Annotated in this window: 9 protein-coding genes and 2 tRNA genes; 2 read left to right on the top strand and 9 right to left on the bottom strand. The window is 65.4% G+C overall.

The annotated features are described in order from the left end of the window. Positions 1-57: 57 nt before the first annotated feature. Positions 58-858, bottom strand: a complete 801-nt coding sequence (locus A5758_RS06140) for a phthiotriol/phenolphthiotriol dimycocerosates methyltransferase (protein WP_369816400.1) — start codon at positions 856-858, stop codon at positions 58-60. 85 nt (positions 859-943) lie between these two features. Between A5758_RS06140 and A5758_RS06145 the strand changes: the two genes are divergently transcribed. Together A5758_RS06145 and A5758_RS06150 are read left to right on the top strand one after the other, a co-directional pair. Continuing rightward, positions 944-2,671: an AMP-binding protein gene (locus A5758_RS06145; RefSeq protein WP_067737778.1), complete on the top strand. Its 1,728-nt coding sequence runs from the start codon at positions 944-946 to the stop codon at positions 2,669-2,671. A gap of 15 nt (positions 2,672-2,686) precedes the next feature. Further along, positions 2,687-3,736, top strand: coding sequence for a rhamnan synthesis F family protein (locus A5758_RS06150; protein ID WP_067737785.1), 1,050 nt, complete (start codon positions 2,687-2,689; stop codon positions 3,734-3,736). A gap of 14 nt (positions 3,737-3,750) precedes the next feature. On the opposite strand, the gene A5758_RS06155 is transcribed toward A5758_RS06150, so the two are convergent. From A5758_RS06155 to gyrA, 8 genes are all read right to left on the bottom strand, one after another. After that, positions 3,751-4,452, bottom strand: coding sequence for a GAP family protein (locus A5758_RS06155; RefSeq protein ID WP_082939599.1), 702 nt, complete (start codon positions 4,450-4,452; stop codon positions 3,751-3,753). Further along, entirely contained in the window at positions 4,449-5,705 is a 1,257-nt protein-coding gene (locus tag A5758_RS06160) for a glycosyltransferase (protein ID WP_067737789.1), read from the bottom strand. Before A5758_RS06160 ends, A5758_RS06155 begins: the two co-directional genes overlap by 4 nt. Before the next feature lie 17 nt (positions 5,706-5,722). Then, positions 5,723-7,036, bottom strand: coding sequence for a condensation domain-containing protein (locus A5758_RS06165; RefSeq protein WP_304441247.1), 1,314 nt, complete (start codon positions 7,034-7,036; stop codon positions 5,723-5,725). Positions 7,037-7,198: 162 nt separating this feature from the next. Further along, positions 7,199-13,582, bottom strand: coding sequence for a type I polyketide synthase (gene pks2 / locus A5758_RS06170; protein ID WP_082939600.1), 6,384 nt, complete (start codon positions 13,580-13,582; stop codon positions 7,199-7,201). A gap of 385 nt (positions 13,583-13,967) precedes the next feature. After that, a tRNA-Ala gene (locus A5758_RS06175) sits at positions 13,968-14,040 on the bottom strand. Positions 14,041-14,191: 151 nt separating this feature from the next. Continuing rightward, positions 14,192-14,265: transfer RNA gene (locus A5758_RS06180), tRNA-Ile, on the bottom strand. Positions 14,266-14,325: 60 nt separating this feature from the next. Beyond that, positions 14,326-15,231, bottom strand: coding sequence for a DUF3566 domain-containing protein (locus A5758_RS06185; RefSeq protein ID WP_067737798.1), 906 nt, complete (start codon positions 15,229-15,231; stop codon positions 14,326-14,328). A 114-nt stretch (positions 15,232-15,345) separates the two neighbouring features. After that, on the bottom strand, positions 15,346-17,865 hold the full coding sequence (gyrA, locus tag A5758_RS06190) for a DNA gyrase subunit A (RefSeq protein WP_067737801.1): 2,520 nt from the start codon (positions 17,863-17,865) through the stop codon (positions 15,346-15,348). Positions 17,866-17,908 lie beyond the last annotated feature (43 nt).

Below are 17,908 nucleotides of genomic sequence, written 5' to 3' on the forward strand. Positions count from 1 at the left end.
GGGGGTGTTGGCTTCACTCCGGGTTACGCCGGCGCGCAGGATCAAGGAGCGGCCGCCTCAATCCTTAGCAAATCGGAACAGCCGGTACGAGGCCTCGCCGTATTCCAGTCGGCGGTAGATCAGCGAGCCGGGTCCGCCTGCGTAGTCGTGGGCTATGCCGCGCAGAAAGGCGATATTCGGCAGACGTCGGATGATCTGGTCGAAGAATCGATTCTTCTCCAGGCCGCGCATGACGTCCGCGTTGATGGCCTTACCCGATATCAGGCGCAAGGGGATGCCGGCGAGGTCCGCCTCCCAGGCGGCGATCTGGTCGGCGTAGCGGATGTCGGCGTACAGGAAGTCTCCTCCCGGGCGCAGCACCCGTTCGACCTCGGCGAAGAACCGGGGGACGTTTTGGTAGTTGATCGCGGCTTCGACATTGATCACTGCGTCGAAGGAACGATCGGGGAAGGGCAGGCTCTCGGCATTGCCCTGCACGAAGTTCAGACCGGGTAGCTTGTGCCGCTTCCGGCAGAACTCTATGCCGACCGTGTTGAGATCCAGGCCGGTGTAGGAGGCCGGGTACAGGGTCCGCATCAGATATGAAGCACCGCCGCCGTGGCCGCAACTGACCTCCAGCACCTGTTTCCCGGCGAGATCCGTTTGGGTCGCGGTGCGGTGGTAGAGCTGAATAGGGAATCGGTCGGGCTCGTCGGAGGCCGCTAGCGGCAAGGCCATCGGCGGATCCTCCTCATATCCGTAATTGAGGAAGAGCACGTCGTCCCTCGTGAGCAGGCGGCTGAGCAACCGATAACCGTATTTGAAGCGCAAATCCAAGAGCTGCAGCGAGATTGGGTTGCGGTTCAGCCGCTCGATCAGGCTTTCGGTTGTTGTACGTCGCAGCCGGTCATCGTGTTCAACGCAAGCCCGGCGCGGCGGGAATGGCCGAGGTAACCTGACGCCCATGCTTAAGTGTCCCATTCCGACACTGCTGGCTGAACGCGCCAGTCTGCAGCCCAACCGGACGGCGTTCACGTTTATGAATTACGAACAAGACCGGGCCGGCATTGCCGAGAGCCTGACCTGGTCGCAGCTGTATCGCCGCGCGCTCAGCCTCGCGCAGGAGCTAAGGCTTCACGGGTCAAGAGGTGACCGCGCCGTGATTTTGGCGCCACAGGGACTCGACTACGTCAGCGCGTTTGTCGGCGCATTACAGGCCGGTCTCATCGCGGTTCCCCTCGGCGGCGCCAGCGACGACCGTGTCGGTGCGGTGGTGCGAGACGCATCGCCCTCCGTCGTTCTCACGACGTCCAGCCTGGCGGCCGATATCGCCCAGTATGTCGGCTCGATGTCGAGTGAATCCGCTCCATCGATTATCGAAATCGACTCGCTGGAACTCGACTCGAAGAAAGGGCCCGCGGCGCGGTTCGACATTTCGACGGACACCGCCTATTTGCAGTACACGTCCGGCTCGACCCGCACCCCCGCGGGCGTCATGGTTTCGTACACGAACATCATGGCCAATTTCGAGCAGATCAATGCCGGCTTCTTCGGAGACCACGGGGGTGTTGCCCCTCCGGATACCACGGTGGTGTCCTGGCTGCCGTTCTACCACGACATGGGTTTGCATCTCGGAATCATCTTTCCCATTCTGACGGGATTCCACACCGTGCTCACCAGTCCCGTCTCGTTCCTGCAGCGGCCGGCCCGGTGGATGCAATTGCTGGCAAGGAACATTCACGCCTTGTCGGCAGGGCCCAACTTTGCTTTCGATCTGGCAGCTCGGAAGACATCCGACGACGACCTGGCCGGGCTTGATCTCAGCAGCGTGCTCAGCATCCTCAACGGCAGTGAGCGGGTACAGCCGGCGACACTGCAGCGCTTCAGCGAGCGGTTCGCCTCCTTCAACCTCCGCGACCGGGTGTTGCGACCCTCATACGGAATGGCAGAAGCAACCCTCTATGTCGCGACCCGCGAAGCGGGTCAATCACCCAGAGTTGTTGATTTTGAATCCGAAAAGCTGACCGCGGGCCTGGCGAAGCGCTGCCCCAGCGGAACCGGCACGCCCCTGGTCAGTTACGGCGCGCCCCGGTCACCGATGGTCCGCATCGTCGATCCCGAGACCCGTTACGAGTGCCCGGCCGGAGCGACCGGCGAGATTTGGGTGCACGGCGGCAACGTCGGAGCGGGCTATTGGCAGAAACCCCACGAGTCCGGGCAAACATTCGGCGCAACGCTCGTCGCTCCGTCGGTCGACACACCCAACGGGCCATGGCTACGAACCGGAGATATGGGTTTCCTCTCCGACGGAGAACTTTTCATCATCGGCCGGATCAAGGATCTGCTGATCGTCTACGGGCGTAACCATTCTCCCGACGATCTCGAGGCGACGATTCAGAGCATCGCGCCGGGACGGTGCGCGGCGATCTCGGTTCCGGACGACGGGACGGAAAAGCTCGTCGCCATCATCGAGTTCAAGAGTCGCACCGACTCCAACGAAGCGGCGGTTGACGCCTTCGACGCCGTGAAACGCAAAGTCACCTCTGCGATATCCAACGTGCACGGACTGAGCGTCGCGGATCTTGTTGTGGTAGCGCCCGGTTCGATTCCCATCACCACCAGCGGCAAGGTCCGGAGGGCGGCCTGCGTCGAACGCTACCGGCAAAATCAGTTCGCCCGTTTGGACGCCTAGTACCGCGGGGTTGTTGTGAAACTTCCGAACCTGCTGCGCACCGAATCGGAGCGCACCGTCGCCGCCGTGCGGCATCACCTACACCACAACACCTCTCACTTCATTTGCGAAACCCACCTGCAGCTTCCTTCGCAGCCTCCGGCCGGTTGCCGCACCCTCGTTTTGTTCGCTCACTTCGACCCCCAGGGGATCGTCGATCCTTACGTCGCCCATTACCTCGAGGCGCTGCACGAGCTCGGAGCGACCATCGTCTTCGTCTCCGGGTCACCCACCCTCACGCCGGAATCGGTCGCTTCCATCCGCTCCCTCTGTGCCGGCATTTACACCCGCCGCACGCTGTCCCTCGACTTCGGCTCGTGGCACCTCGCATGGTCCATCCTCAGGCACCACGGCTGGTCGCTCGATCAGTTCGACCGTTTCGTCGTCGCCAACGACAGCGTGTTCGGTCCGCTCTTTCCCCTTCAAGAGATGTGGGACTCGTTCCACGACGCGGACATGTACGGTGCTATCGAAAACACCCAGATGATCCCCCATCTCCAATCATTTTTCCTGGCTTGGGATCTCAATTCGCGCACCCGCCCGTTCCTCAACCAGTTTTGGGACGATTTTCAGTACGTCGTCCACAAAGGCATGGTCATCTGGCGGTACGAGATCGGCATCTCCGCGCGTGCTCGTAGAGCAGGGCTAAGCGTCAAACCGTTCGTCTCCGCCGCCGCCATCGAAGCCGCCCACCCCTCCCCATCGGCATATCCGTGGGCCCGCAGACGATCCGCGCGGAACAACGGCACCCTTTACTTGTGGGACAGCCTCATCGAGGACTTCCGATTCCCCTTCCTCAAGACGAACCTGGCGCGCTATGACATGCCGTGGCATGCGTCCATGGCACGCATGCGCGACGTCATCGAGCAACACACCGCCTATCCTTTCCAACTGATCCAATCGAACATCGACAGGCTCGGTCGGAAAGCGCCCTCCCTGTTCAGCGGCTATGCCAGCCCGACGGCTAGGTGGATACGCCGTGAAGCGCGCGAAGGCTTTTCGGCCAGGACTGCAGGGTCAACATGAACGACGGCGTCAGCTCAAATGCTGCTTACACCCACGGTCACCAGCATTAGCCCCACAACAGCGGGCACGGCGATGAGAATCCGCCGCCGATGGGCGACAGCCCATTTCTCCAGCTGCAGCATGGCCGCCTGGGTTCTTGCCGGCATCACCAGATAGCTGACGAGCGGGACCTCGACGAGAACAAGCACCACGAGGGTGAATATCACGACTGCGCCAAGTTGGGTGCCGATCGCGGCCCTCGAGGAGACGATCATGATGAGCACGAGGAGGTAGTCGACAGGTGGCACCGTCGATAGCAAACCGACCGCAAACGCCACCCACGGATTCCCGCCTTGCAACGCACGACGGACGCGGGCCCTGAAACGTTCTGGTGCGCTTAGTGTGAGCGGTTTGAGAGCCGGCGCGGGCGGTCCGCCCGTGTACGCCGATGCTACTGCCGCGATGAATAGCGCGAGCACGCCGATGGCGATTTGAAAATAGCCGCCTGTGAAGCGGGCGACCGTGGACCTCATACCTTCCATAACCGTCGGTAGGGAATTGCCGAGCAGTGCAAAAGCGGCGAAGCCTGGAGCAATGCCCGCTGCCAGGCCGCCCACCCAGTATGCGAGAAGGTTGTGCCGGGGGCGGGGTCGTGACATCAAGACTCCGCCGATGACAAGACGCGTCGGGTCGAGCGACACCCAAAGTGCGATCGCCAACAACGTGCCCCACATCATCTAACGCCCTCCCCGAGGACGGCATCTTCAAGGAGATCGGCTGCGGCTGCGACGCTTTCGGCAGGCTTGGTCATGTGCCTCGCGATTTCGCGGGCTCGGTTAGCGTATTGCGGGGCTAGCAGCTTGCGGAGGTGCGCGACCAACGATCCCACGGTGGTGGTCGATAGGCGCCGGGCGCGGCCGACTCGCATTCGTATGACCTGCGCCGCCCATAGCGGCTGCTCGGCCACGTCCCAGAGGATCAACGTAGGAATCCCTGCCCGCAGGCCTGCGGCCGTGGTGCCTCCGCCGCCGTGGTGGACGATCGCGCGGCAGATCGGAAGGACGGCCGTATAGTTCAGCGGGCCAACAAGTCTCACCTGTTCGGGATTCAAGCTGCAGTGGGAGCCGCTCGCGCCGGAATAGATCAAGGCCCGTTCGCCGAGCTCTGCGCAAACTGCGGCGATCATCGCGATCGTGTCGGCGGGGGCTTGAACCGGTGTGCTGCCGAAACCGAAGTAGATAGGCGACGTTCCCGCGGCGATCCACGAAGCCACCTCACCGTCGGCATCCGTCGGCAAGTCCATGGTCAGCGCGCCGACGAAGGGTCGCCGGCCGTTCCATTCCGCCGCGAGGCCCGGAAAGCAAACCGCGTCGTAGGCCTGGATTTCGAGCGCTCCGCGTTGTGCCATCCGTTTCACCGCGGGGGCCGCTGTCCGCGGTAGGCCCAGTTCACGACGTTGCGCATCGTCGACGTCCTTGGTGATGCGCCAATACAGCCACCAAGCCGCCCTCAACGTGGAGCGGACCAGGGGAGCCGGCGAGGGTATCGACGGAAGGGCGAGCCGGCCGTTGACGCAGATCGGCATGTGGTGGAGTGCCGCACACGGAATGTCGTAGTACTCGGCGACATTGGCGACGACCCCATGGTAAGTCTGGCCCGTTATCAGCAGGTCGGCCCCGTCCGCGAGTGAAGTCAGCGTCGTGCTCATCTGCGCCCAGCCCTCGACGAACAGCTCCCTGACGTCGCGGACCAGGTTGATCGGATTCTGCAGCGTAAAGACACGGTGATGGAAATCCGCGAGTGCGTTCACCTGCTTATCCGAATCCGGCCCGTACCCGACCGCACCAAGCCCGGCCGACTCCACGAAATCCACCAGGTTAGGCGGAACGGCCATCCGCACTTCGTGCCCTCGCCGCAACAGCTCCAGACCCATGGCGGCGCACGGCTCGACGTCGCCGCGGGTGCCGTGGGCCGCCAAGACAACTTTCATCGACGCAACCCGGCCCGTCAGTCGTCGTCCGCGTAGGCGAGATCCGTGACTGCTGTCAGTGCTGCACCTCCGGGACGACCGCTCACGACTCGGCTGAAGACGGATTTCAACGCATTCAGGTATCGGGTCACCGAATCCCTTGCCACGGGATTGTTGGGGAAATTCACCCATATCGACACCTCGTCGAAGAGGCGAATCACCGAGATATACACGTGCGCCGGATCTCTTGGGTCGCAGTAGATCCGGATGTTCGCATCCTTCATGTGCGAGGCGACGGTCGCGGAGAACGGCGGCAGCCCCGTATCCATGTAGTTGACCATGGTGCAGTTGGGACCCCACGGCCTGAGCCACGGCGCCAACTTCAATACGTCGTTGAATGACACATCCGCCAGATCGAGATTCGAATCGAAGGAAGCCTGCGCCGCACGGGCGGTCTCTTCAAAAGAGGTCGGCTTGACGGGAACAGTCAATGGAACCACGCCGGTGAACCACCCCATTGTGGAGAACTCCGCCAACGACCTGCGTTTGTCGGTGGGGGTAAGCCCGTAATATGTTGTCGCGCCGGTCATTTCATATTGCGCGAGAGCCACACATGCAAACAAGCCGCCGCTGAAGCGGGCGCCCGCTTGCGTGCAGAGGGATTCGAATTCGGCTGTCTGGTCCTGATCCATCAGCCGCTCCACCGCGAGGTCACCACCAGTGGGTACAGACAAGTCACCGAGGGGGAGGGGGAAGTCCGGCAGGGTCCCGCCGTTGTCTTCGGCGAACTGGATCCACTTACGAACCTCGGGAGAGGCCGGGCTCAAAGCCGACAGCCGCTGCTTTTCCCGAATGCAGAAATCGTCGTGACTGGCCGGGGGTGGTGACTGAACGAGCGCACCGCCCTTAACCAGGACGCGGTAGTTCATCAGGATCTCGGTGTACAAGCCCGAGAGAATCGTCGGGTCACAGTGGATGTGATCGACGATCGAGAAGAACGTGAAGTGGTCCGCAAACTGAATGATGCCGAACCTGAAGCAATCCCACTGCACCGGGTCAGGGGTGGACAGCACAAACTGGTGCCACTCGCTTGGCGTCATCTCCTCGTGCCGGATTGGCATGAATGCGATGTCGGCGGGATCATCGATGGTATGCCGCACAATGGTTTCCGGGTCTTGGTATACGAACCAACTGTGATACGTCTTGTGCCGGCGAAGGTGTGCGTTGATGACGTAACTCATGGCTCGGATATCGCACCGCCCGGGTTCGTCACCAGAGCCGATCACTAGCCGGGCGTAGTCGAGGCCCCGGGCCGCATACCGCGAAAAGCCGCGCAGATGGGCTTCTTGCATGGCACTGAGCGGAACGTCGCTTGTCGGGGCCTGCCGGACCTTCTCAACCGAGGCCGGCGACGCTTGCCAAGACACGACCCTGCCCGGCCCTGGTACCAAGTCATGCACCGTTCCCACGAACAGCCCGCGCGCTGGGCCTGCACCTACGAACACCCTTTCCCCTCAATCCTCTGACTCGGCGGACGTTTCGATGTGCGGGGTATCGGGACCGTCCGCTGCCGGCCATTGAGATTCCAGCTTTTCGGACAGCAGCCCGGCGAGACCCCCAATCGTGGTGATGTCGTTCGTGGTGACGCGTATCCCTGTTTCGGCCTCGACGCGGGTCCGCAGCTCAAGGTTGCCCATCGAATCGAGGCCATATTCGGAGAGAGGGTGATCCGGATCGATAGTGCGCCGCAGGATCAGGCTGATGGCATCGGAAATCATTCGACGAAGGCGGATGGGCCGCTCCTCCGGCGGCAGCGCGCACAACTCGTTGAGCAATTCGCTCTTGCCCGCGGATGTCTGGTCGTTGGACCGAAACAGTTCGGCGAACCGACTGCGTTGCGCATAGCCGGCAAACCACGGCGTTCCCGTCATCCTTGCGTATCCGGAATACGGGCGGTCGTGGCACAGCAGGGCCTGGAAAGCATGGGCCCCCTCATCGGCGGTGAAAGCCGTGTCACGCCAGTGCGCCAGGGCGGTGCCTTCGCCGCCCTGTCCGGGGGGCACATCTTCGCCCGCCTCGGCTCGGCGCTCGGTGGCGCGACCCACCTCGCCCCACAACGCCCATCCGATCGCGGTCGCGGGCAGGCCTTGGGTGCGCCGCCACCGCGCGAAGGCGTCCAACCAGCTGTTCGCCGCGGCGTAGGCCGCCTGCCCGGGCGAGCCCACCAGACCTACCGCCGAGGAGAACAAGCAGAACCAGTCCAGGTCAAGAGCAACCGTGGCTTGGTGTAAGTTCCACGCTCCGTGGACCTTTGGCGCCCAATTGCGGTCGATGAGCTCGTCGGTCATGTTGGCCAGCATTGCGTTTTCGAACACCGCTGCCGCGTGCAGGACCCCGCGCACCGGAAGCCCGGTCGCGGTTGCCGCGGCGACCAGGCGCGCCGCCGTGCCGGCTTCGGTGATGTCGCCGCATTCCACCTCGATGTCGGTGCCCATCGCCCGCATGAACTCGACCGTTTCCAGCGTCTTGGAATTGGGCTGGGTGCGCGAACTGAGCACGATGCGGCCGCAACCGGCCGCCGCCATCTTCTCGGCGAGGAACAGGCCGATGCCGCCCAAACCGCCGGTCACGATATAGGAGCCGTCGGCACGGAAAGCCGGGACGTGCTCGGGGGGTACCACGACTTTCGTGTGCCCGGACTGGGGCGCGTCGAGCACGAACTTGCCCGTGCGTTCCGCGTCGCTCTTCACGCGCAGAGCCGTGGCCGCAGCAGCCATCGGGTAATGAACGATCTGAGGTAACGGCAATTCACCGTTTGCCACGTGCCGGTACACCGTGGCCAACAGTTCGTTGATCCGGTTCGGGTGACTCTCGGACAGCATTGGCAGGTCGATGTGATGGAACGTCATGTTGCGGTGGAACGGGAAGGGGACCGGCTGCGTGTTCGCGTGGCCATCGTGCTTACCGATCTCCACGAATCGCCCGCCGGCCGCCAGCGCTTCCAGCCCGGCCCGCTGTGCGGGGCCGGTGAGGGAGTTGAGCACGATGTCCACGCCCACGCCGTCGGTGTCGCGGCGCACCTGCTCTGCGAATGCGGTGCTATGCGAGTCGTAGACGTGCTCGATGCCCCTGTCGCGCAATAGCCTTCGCCGCTGCTGGCTGCCGGCGGTGGCAAAGATCTCCGCTCCCGCGGCGCGGGCGATCGCGATCGCCGCCTGCCCGACGCTGCCCGTGGCGCGGTGGATCAAGACACGGTCGCCAGCGGTGATCCTCGCCTGATCGTGTAGCCCGTACCAGGCGATGGCGTGCGGTGTGCTCACGGCGGCCGCCTGGTCATCGGCGAGGCCGGGTGGCAATGTCACGGCGAGGCGGGCGTCACAGGTGATAAATGTTGCCCAGCAACCGTTTTCGGAGAACCCGCCGACACGGTCACCCACCCGGTGAGTTGTCACGTCCGGGCCGACCGCGCTCACAATGCCGGCAAAATCCTTGCCGAGCTGTGGTGCATCCCCGTCGCTACCGGAGTCCTGGCCCGAGGCGAAGAGGAGATCGGCGAAGTTGATGCTGGATGCGGTCACCGCGACCTCGATCTGTCCAGGCCCCGTCGGAACGCGTTGGAAAGCGGCAAGTTCCATAGTTTCCAGGTCACCAGGCGTGCGGATCTGTACGCGCATCCCGGCTCGCGTGTGGTCCACGACGGCGGTCCGCCGTTCCTCAGGGCGTAACGGGGCGGGCATCAGGCGCGCCACGTACCACTGGCCGTTGCGCCAGGCGGTCTCGTCCTCGTCCGATGGCCCCAGCAGCTGCCGTGCCAGCTGCTCGGCGTCGGTGTTCTCATCCATGTCGATGTGGGCGGCGCGCAGATGCGGATATTCAGTGCTGATCGCTCGCACCAGGCCGCGGAGCCCGGCCTGCTCCAGGTTGGTCGCGACCCCGGGAAGCACCGCCTGGGCGGCGCGCGACACCACGTACAGGCGCGGCGGTTCTGAGTCGATTTCGGTGATCTCCCGGGCGATTCGCACCAGGTGACGCACGTAGTCCCCGCCGCGCAGGGCACACTCCTCGTCCGGGTTGCCGTTCCGGGGACCGGTGAGTATGACTACTCCGGCGACCCCGTGGCCAGCCAGATGGGAGGCGAGCAATTCGGAGTTGGCCCGGTGGTCCGAATGCTGCGGCCACGTCATGGTTATGCAGCCGGCGCCTTCGGCTTTCAACGCATCGGTCAGGCTCGTGGCCATGACCGCTGCCGTGGTAGAAGTGCTGATCAACAAGCAGGCTCCCGGCCCTACGTGGTCCACAGTGGGCAGCGTCCGCTGTTCCCACTCGATGGTCAGCAGCCGTTCGTTCAGGACGCGATCACGGTTGGCCTTCTCGGAGGCGCCGGTGCCGACTTGCAGCCCGCGCACTGCGACGAGGACGGTCCCGTGCTCATCGAGCACATCGAGGTCGGCCTCCAACCCCGGCCCGGTGCCACATGTCACCCTCGTATAGCAGTAGCGCGCGGCGCGGGCGGGAGCGTAGGCACGGATCCGGTGTAGGCGCAGCGGTAGCAGCAGACCGGAGCTACCCGCGGCCCTGGCGGCGGAATGTGCTGCCACCGACTGGAAGCAGGCATCCAGCAAGGCGGGATGCGCGCCGTAGGCGCTCTGTTGCGAGCGGATCGGGCCGGGCAGCCCGACCTCGGCCAGCAGTGTGCCCACCCCCTCGTCGGCGCCGTGCACCGCGGCCAGTCCGGCGAAAGCCGGACCGTACTGCAAACCGTGCTCGTCGAACTGCTTCCGCAACTCGGCCCCCTCCAGCCGGCGCGAGTGGGCCGCGATTAGGGCGGGCATGTCGTAAGCCGGCGGCGGGTCCTCATCCGCTGCCGCATGCAGCACGGCGGTCGCCCGCCGAGTCTGGGAGCCGTCCTGGAAGGTCTCCACAACGAAATCGACGACGCCCGGTGAGGTCACCGACGCGGCCGCGGATATCGGCGTCTCGTCGTCCAGCAGCAGCGTCGCCTCGAAAGTGATGTCCCGGACCTCGGATCGCTCGCCGAGGACGGTACGGGCTGCGGCCCACGCCATCTCGCAATAGGCCGCCCCCGGCAGGACGGGCACATTGTGAATCCGGTGGTCGCCCAGCCAGGGTTGCGCCGCGGTGCCGACCTCACCCTGCCAAACATGGCGATCCGGCTCGTGCAATCGCACATGCGGCCCCATCAATGGGTGCACCGCAACGGTGCAAACACCGCGTGCCCGCGACTCCTGACCGTTGCGGGTCAACAGCAGCTGGCGGTGGTTCCATGCCGGTAGTGGCGCGTCCACCAGCCGTCCCTCCGGACACGTCACCGAGAAATCGATTGCCGCGCCAGCACTGTGCAGATCCGCCAGGAAGCCACGCAGTCCGTGCGGCAGCTCCTGATCTCGGCGCATGGCGGCGAGTGCGGCCAGCGGCATGCCGAGGCCGGCGGCACTCTGCTCGACCGCGTGGGTGAGTAGTGGATGCGGAGCCAACTCCGCGAATACCCGGTAGCCGTCCTCTAACGCGGCCTGCACGGCTGCGGCAAAACGCACCATGTGGCGCAGATTGTCCGACCAGTACCAGGCGTCGCACACGGGTTCCTCCCGCGGGTCGAACGCGGTCGCGGAGTAGAAGGGCACCTCCGGTGGCATGGGTTTGAGCTCCGCCAGCACGTCGGACAGCTCGTCGAGGATCGGGTCGACCTGTGGGGAGTGCGAGGCGACATCGACGGCGATCTCGCGGGCCAACACGTCCCGTTGCTCCCACGCCGCGACCAGATCGCGTACCGCCTCGGTCGCGCCGCCGATGACCGTGGACTGCGGCGAGGCCACCACTGCCAGTACGACGTCGTCGACGCCGCGAGCCATCAGTTCCAGCAGCACTTGCTCGGCAGGCAGTTCCACCGACGCCATCGCCCCGGAACCTGCGATCGTCGACATTAGCCGCGAGCGGCGGCAGATGACGCGTACCCCGTCCTCCAGCGAGAGCGCTCCCGCCACAACCGCGGCTGCGGCCTCGCCCATCGAGTGACCGATGACGGCGCCCGGCCGCACCCCGTAGGCGCTCATCGTCGCCGCCAGCGCGACCTGCATAGTGAACAGCGCGGGCTGGATCCGGTCGATCCCGCTCACGGCGGAGGGCGCCGAAATCGCGTCAGCCACCGAGAATCCGGACTCCCGGGCGATCAGCGGCTCCATCTTGGCCACTGTCGCGGCGAACACCGGTTCGGTCGCGAGCAGTTCGGCGCCCATCGCCGCCCACTGCGAACCCTGCCCGGAGAACAGCCATACCGGTCCTCGGTCATCCCGCCCGACCGTTGGCTGATATGGGAAGTCTCCTTCGGCGACCTCGGCCAAACCCCGGGTCAGCTCCTCGAGATCGTCCGCGATAACGGACGTGCGCACCGTCCGGTGCGCACGTCGGCGAGCAAGGGTGTACGCCAGATCCGACGCCGTCAACCCCTCGGCGTGTACGTCGATCCAGTCGGCGAGCCGCCCCGCGGTCCGCCGCAGTCCGTCGGCCGACGTGGCTGACAGCGGGAAAAGCAGCGGGCCCGCGATGCCGTCCGAGGCTGGCGCGTATTCGGGTACGCCCCCCTCGGGAGCTTGCTCCACGATCGCGTGCACGTTGGTTCCCGAGAATCCGTAAGACGAGACCGCCGCCCGGCGGGGTCCGTGGTGACCTTTGCTGGGCCACGGCGTATTGTCCTGGGGCACAAAGAGGTTGGTTTCGATTTGCGCCATTTCATCGGGCAGCCGGGTGAAGTGCAGATTGCGCGGAATCACACCGTGCTGCACCGCGAGGACCGCCTTCATCAGCCCCAGCGCTCCGGCGGCCGACTGGGTGTGCCCGAAGTTGGTCTTAACCGATGCGAGCGCGCACGGCCCGTCCAGCCCGTACACCTCCGCCAGGCTGGCGTATTCGATGGGATCGCCCACCGGCGTGCCGGGGCCGTGTGCCTCGACCATGCCGACGGTGCGGGCGTCCACGCCCGCCACAGCCAACGCGGCCCGGTAGGCCTCGACCTGTGCGGCGCGCGATGGCGTCACGATATTCACCGTGTGGCCATCCTGGTTGGCGGCCGTGCCGCGTAGCACGGCCAAGATCCGGTCGCCGTCGCGCAGCGCATCCGGCAACCGCTTGAGCAGAAGCACGGCGCAGCCCTCCCCGGCCACAAACCCGTCGGCGGCGACGTCGAACGCATGGCAGCGCCCGGTCGCAGACAGCATTCCGATGGCTGAACCCGAACAGGACTTGCGTGGTTCGAATGACACGGAGGCTCCACCCGCCAGGGCGATATCGCTCTCACCGTCATGCAGGCTGCGGCAAGCCAGATGCACCGCAGCCAGTCCGGACGAGCAAGCCGTATCCACGGTCATCGCCGGGCCGCGCAGCCCCATCGTGTAGGCGATCCGCCCGGAGCCCATGGCGAAGCTGTTGCCCATGTAGCCGTACGGCCCCTCCAAGGCGTTGGCCTCGGCGTGCACGAACTGGTAGTCGTCATGCATCAATCCCATGAAGACGCCGGTCCGCGATCCGACCAGCGTGTTGCGAGTCAGACCGGCGTGCTCCATGGCCTCCCAGGAGGTTTCCAGCAGCAATCGATGCTGCGGATCCATCGCGGTTGCTTCGTTTTCGGTGATGCCGAAAAACTCGGGATCGAAGCCGGCGACGTCATCCAGGAATGCGCCCCATTTGCACACCGACCGACCGGGCACGCCAGGCTGGGGGTCGTAGAACTCGTCGGCGTCCCAGCGATCAGGCGGAATTTCGGTGACCAGGTCGTCACCCCGGAGCAACGCCTCCCACAACCGTTCTGGTGAGTCGATGCTTCCGGGCAGCCGGCAAGCCATGCCGATGACCGCAACGGGAGTGACTAACGGACACGAAGACATTGCCAATCCTTCGTCTGCACCCCGCTCGATATTGGCCCGCACAAAGCAATTTCCTCCTCGCAGCAAAGGTGGAGATGCGCCGTGGGCCGCCTCATCGCTGGCTAGCACCCTCGCCGTCGTCGGGCTGCCTACTGCGACCTCGATCTTGGGGGGTGTGTGGTCGGGCTTGGGCTTTCTCGCAGGTCAACCGCCCCACAGCGGCTGCGATACACCGGTCACGCGATCGGTGTTTTCACATGTTAGCGGGATCACTATCGGTCGGGACGTTAAATGCACGACGACTCCCGGCGTGGCGTGAGTTACCTGAAATCGGTTTCGGCCGGCCGTTATGCCGATCGGCACGATGCGCTTTCGCAATGCCCGATGACTGGGCGCCCGCGATCTGTGGAGCCTAGGGGAATCGAACCCCTGACACCCGCCTTGCAAAGGCGGTGCTCTACCAACTGAGCTAAGGCCCCTCGACGTGACTGGGTGGTTGACCGGTTGCGTCGTCCACCGCCACGTGCCAGACCTCGACCCCGCGTCGCGAGCGCACCACCGCCGCCACCACAGCGATCAGTGTGATTGGCAGGGCAACTCTTACGCAACGTCTTGACGGGCACATGGTTGTGGGCCTAGGAGGACTCGAACCTCCGACCTCTTCGTTATCAGCGAAGCGCTCTAACCGCCTGAGCTATAGGCCCGTACTCGGGGTACGGCCGAGCGACGAGATTACCGCAATCGCCGCCCCACTCCCAAAAACGCTAGTCGCGGTCCGCCAGCGTCACTTCGATACCGCCGATCAGATCGGTGGTCAGGTTGTAGACGAACGCGGCGATGGTGGCCATCGCGGTCAACAACACGATGTTCACCAAGCCGATCAACACGGCGCCGCCGAAGATGGTGCCGCTGGAGACGAGCTCGCCGCTGCTGCCGCTGGTGTTGTTCAGCAGGTCGCCGACATTGCTGTTCAGCTTCGACCACACGCCCATGCCGCCGAGTACCAGGTACAGGAACGCGACGGCGATCATCCAGACGAAGAACAGCGCGACCGAGAGCAACAGGGAGACCTTGAGCGTGCTCCACGGATCGATCCGGCGGATCTGCATGCTGGCCCGCACCGGGCCGCGCGGGCGCCGGGTTACCTGGGTGTGGCTTTCTCGGCCTTCCCGACCCTCCCGGTTTTCGGAGGCCGATGACCGCCCGGACCCCAGCGGACTCGCCGCTTCCGGCGTGCGGTCGGCCGGCGTCTTGCGCTGCGGGCCGCGCGGCGTCGGGCCGGACAGGTCCGGCAACTCGCTGGCGTACGCCTCCGCCGGCGGCCCTTCACCGCGCCCCGGCGGGGCGTCGGTCTCGTGCGGCGGGTTCTTCGCCTGCTGGGGCGCGCCGGCGCCCGGCGCCGCGGTGCCGGAGATGAACCGGTTCAGTCGGGCCTCGACCCCGGTGGGCGGGCCGGACGACCGTGCCTCGGTCGGGGGCTCGCTCTGGCGCTGCGGCGCTTGCGGCGGCCTGGGCCCGCCACGCTGCCACGCCGGCGACTCCCCGCCGTCCGGCGCGCGGCCGGGCTGTGCGGGCGGCGTCGCGCGGTGTATGCCGGCGCGCTCGGCCGAGCCGTCCCCATTGAGGCCATCGCCCTTTTTGGGGGCGCCCGGCTCGTTCGGTGAGCTCACCCCGACTCCTTTGATCTCCTGCCACGACCCCCGGGGCGGTGGCAGTCACATTTTGTCTGGTCGGGCCGAGTCTAATTGCCCGGCTGTTCCTCGGACCCCCGGGATTGTCACCGACTAGCCGTCGGACTCGGCGGCGCCTTCCGCTTCCTCGACGACTTCGTCCGCGTTTTCCTCGGCGTTGCGGGCGATGGCCAGCAGCGTGTTGTCGTCGCCCAGGTTCATCAGGCGAACGCCCTTGGTCTGTCGTCCCGCCTTGCGGACCTGCCGCGCCGCGGTGCGGATGACCCCACCCCCGGAGGTGATGGCGTACAGCTCGCTGTCGTCGTCGACGATCAGCGCGCCCACCAGCTTGCCGCGCCGCCGGTCGAACATCACTGTCAGCACGCCCTTGCCGCCGCGGCCCTGCACCGGATACTCCTCGATCGCGGTGCGCTTGGCGTAGCCGCCGGACGTCGCCACCAATAGGTAGGTCCCCTCGCGAACCACGTTGAGCGACAACAGGTAATCGTCGGTATTGAACCGCATGCCCTGCACGCCGGAGGTGGCGCGTCCCATCGGCCGCAGCGCCTCGTCGGTCGCCGAGAACCGGATGGACTGGCCGTTGGCCGACACCAGCAGCAGGTCGTCCTCCGACGAGCACAGCACCGCGCCGACCAACTCGTCGTTGTCGCGCAGGTTGATCGCCACGATTCCACCGGACCGGTTGGAGTCGAAGTCGGTCAGCTTGGTCTTCTTGACCAGGCCGTTGCGGGTCGCCAGCACCAGGTATTGGGCGTCCTCGTAGCCACGGATCTGAATGACCTGGGCGATGCGCTCCTCGGGCTGGAAGGCCAGCAGGTTGGCGACGTGCTGGCCGCGGGCGGTCCGGGAAGCCTCGGGCAGTTCGTAGGCCTTGGCGCGATAGACCCGGCCCTGCGTGGTGAAGAACAGGATCCAGTCGTGCGTCGAGCTGACGAAGAAGTGCTTGACGATGTCGTCTTGCTTGAGACCGGCGCCCTGTACGCCCTTGCCGCCGCGTTTCTGGCTGCGGTACAGGTCGGTCTTGGTGCGTTTGGCGTAACCGGTCTCGGTGATGGTGACGACGACGTCCTCGCGGGCGATCAGGTCCTCGTCGCTGACCTCGCCGTCGGCCGCGACGATCCGGGTGCGGCGGTCGTCGCCGTGCTTCTCCACGATCTCGGCGAGTTCGTCGCGCACGATGCCGCGCTGACGCTCCGGCTTGGCCAAAATGTCTTCCAGGTCGGCGATCTCGGCCTCGATCTTGGCCAGGTCGTCGACGATGCGCTGGCGCTCCAGGGCGGCCAGGCGACGCAGCTGCATGTCGAGGATCGCCTGGGCCTGGATCTCGTCGATGTCGAGCAACTCGATCAGGCCGGCCCGGGCGATGTCGACCGTTTCCGACGCCCGGATCAGCGCGATGACCTCGTCCAGCGCGTCGAGCGCCTTGACGAGACCGCGCAGGATGTGGGCGCGTTCGTTGGCCTTGCGCAGCCGATAGGTGGTGCGGCGGACGATGACGTCGAGCTGGTGCGCGACGTAATGGCGGATCATCTGGTCGAGCCGCAGGGTGCGCGGAACCCCGTCGACGATGGACAACATGTTGGCGCCGAAGCTGGTCTGCAGCTGGGTGTGCTTGTAGAGATTGTTGAGCACCACCTTGGCCACCGCGTCGCGTTTGATCTCGACGACAATGCGCAGCCCCACCCGATCGCTGCTCTGGTCTTCGATGTTGGCGATGCCCGCGAGTCGGCCGTCGCGCACCTGCTCGGCGATCGAGGTGATGAAGTTGTCGTGGTTGACCTGATACGGCAACTCGGTGATCACCAGCGAAGTTCGCCCGCGCGAATCCTCTTCCACCTCCACGACTCCGCGCATCCTGATGGAGCCGCGGCCGGTCTTGTAGGCGTCGGAGATCCCCTGGTTGCCCACGATCAATCCGTAGGTGGGGAAGTCGGGGCCCTTGACCCGCTCCATCACCGCGGCCAACGTGGCCTCCTCATCGGCCTCGTGGTTCTCCAGGCACCAGAACACGGCCTCGGCGAGCTCGCGCAGGTTGTGCGGTGGGATGTTGGTGGCCATGCCGACCGCGATGCCGCCGGAGCCGTTGGCCAGCAAGTTGGGGAACCGGCTGGGCAGCACCGTCGGTTCCTGCACCCGGCCGTCGTAGTTCGGGATGAAATCGACTGTCTCCTCGTCGATTTCACGCAGCATCTCCATGGCCAGCGGGGTCAGCCGCGCCTCGGTGTACCGCATCGCGGCCGGCGGGTCGTTGCCCGGTGAGCCGAAGTTGCCCTGGCCGTCGACGAGTGGGTACCGCAGCGACCAGGGCTGCGCCATCCGGACCAGGGTGTCGTAGATCGACGCGTCACCGTGGGGGTGGTAGTTGCCCATCGTCTCGGCGACCGACCGGGCCGACTTGGCGTGGCTGCGGTCCGGGCGGAATCCGGAGTCGTACATCGCATACAGCACGCGACGGTGTACCGGCTTGAGGCCGTCGCGTACCTCCGGCAGGGCGCGCCCCACGATCACGCTCATCGCGTAATCGATGTAGCTGCGCTGCATCTCCTGCTGAATGTCGACCGGTTCGATGCGGTCGCCCGCCTCGTCGCCGGGTGGCAGCGTGGTGTCAGTCATCTATTCCCCTTTGTGGGTTGGCCTGACTCGGCAGCTAGGAAGG

It is taken from the genome of Mycobacterium sp. 852014-50255_SCH5639931 (assembly GCF_001665605.1).
Lineage (GTDB): Bacteria > Actinomycetota > Actinomycetes > Mycobacteriales > Mycobacteriaceae > Mycobacterium > Mycobacterium paraffinicum.

Bases quoted from the DNA above. Each gene is read 5' to 3' on its own strand.
- gyrA (WP_067737801.1), bottom strand. From the start codon at position 17,865: ATGACTGACACCACGCTGCCACCCGGCGACGAGGCGGGCGACCGCATC.
- A5758_RS06165 (WP_304441247.1), bottom strand. From the start codon at position 7,036: ATGCAAGAAGCCCATCTGCGCGGCTTTTCGCGGTATGCGGCCCGGGGC.
- A5758_RS06160 (WP_067737789.1), bottom strand. From the start codon at position 5,705: ATGAAAGTTGTCTTGGCGGCCCACGGCACCCGCGGCGACGTCGAGCCG.
- pks2 (WP_082939600.1), bottom strand. From the start codon at position 13,582: ATGTCTTCGTGTCCGTTAGTCACTCCCGTTGCGGTCATCGGCATGGCT.
- A5758_RS06145 (WP_067737778.1), top strand. From the start codon at position 944: ATGCTTAAGTGTCCCATTCCGACACTGCTGGCTGAACGCGCCAGTCTG.
- A5758_RS06155 (WP_082939599.1), bottom strand. From the start codon at position 4,452: ATGATGTGGGGCACGTTGTTGGCGATCGCACTTTGGGTGTCGCTCGAC.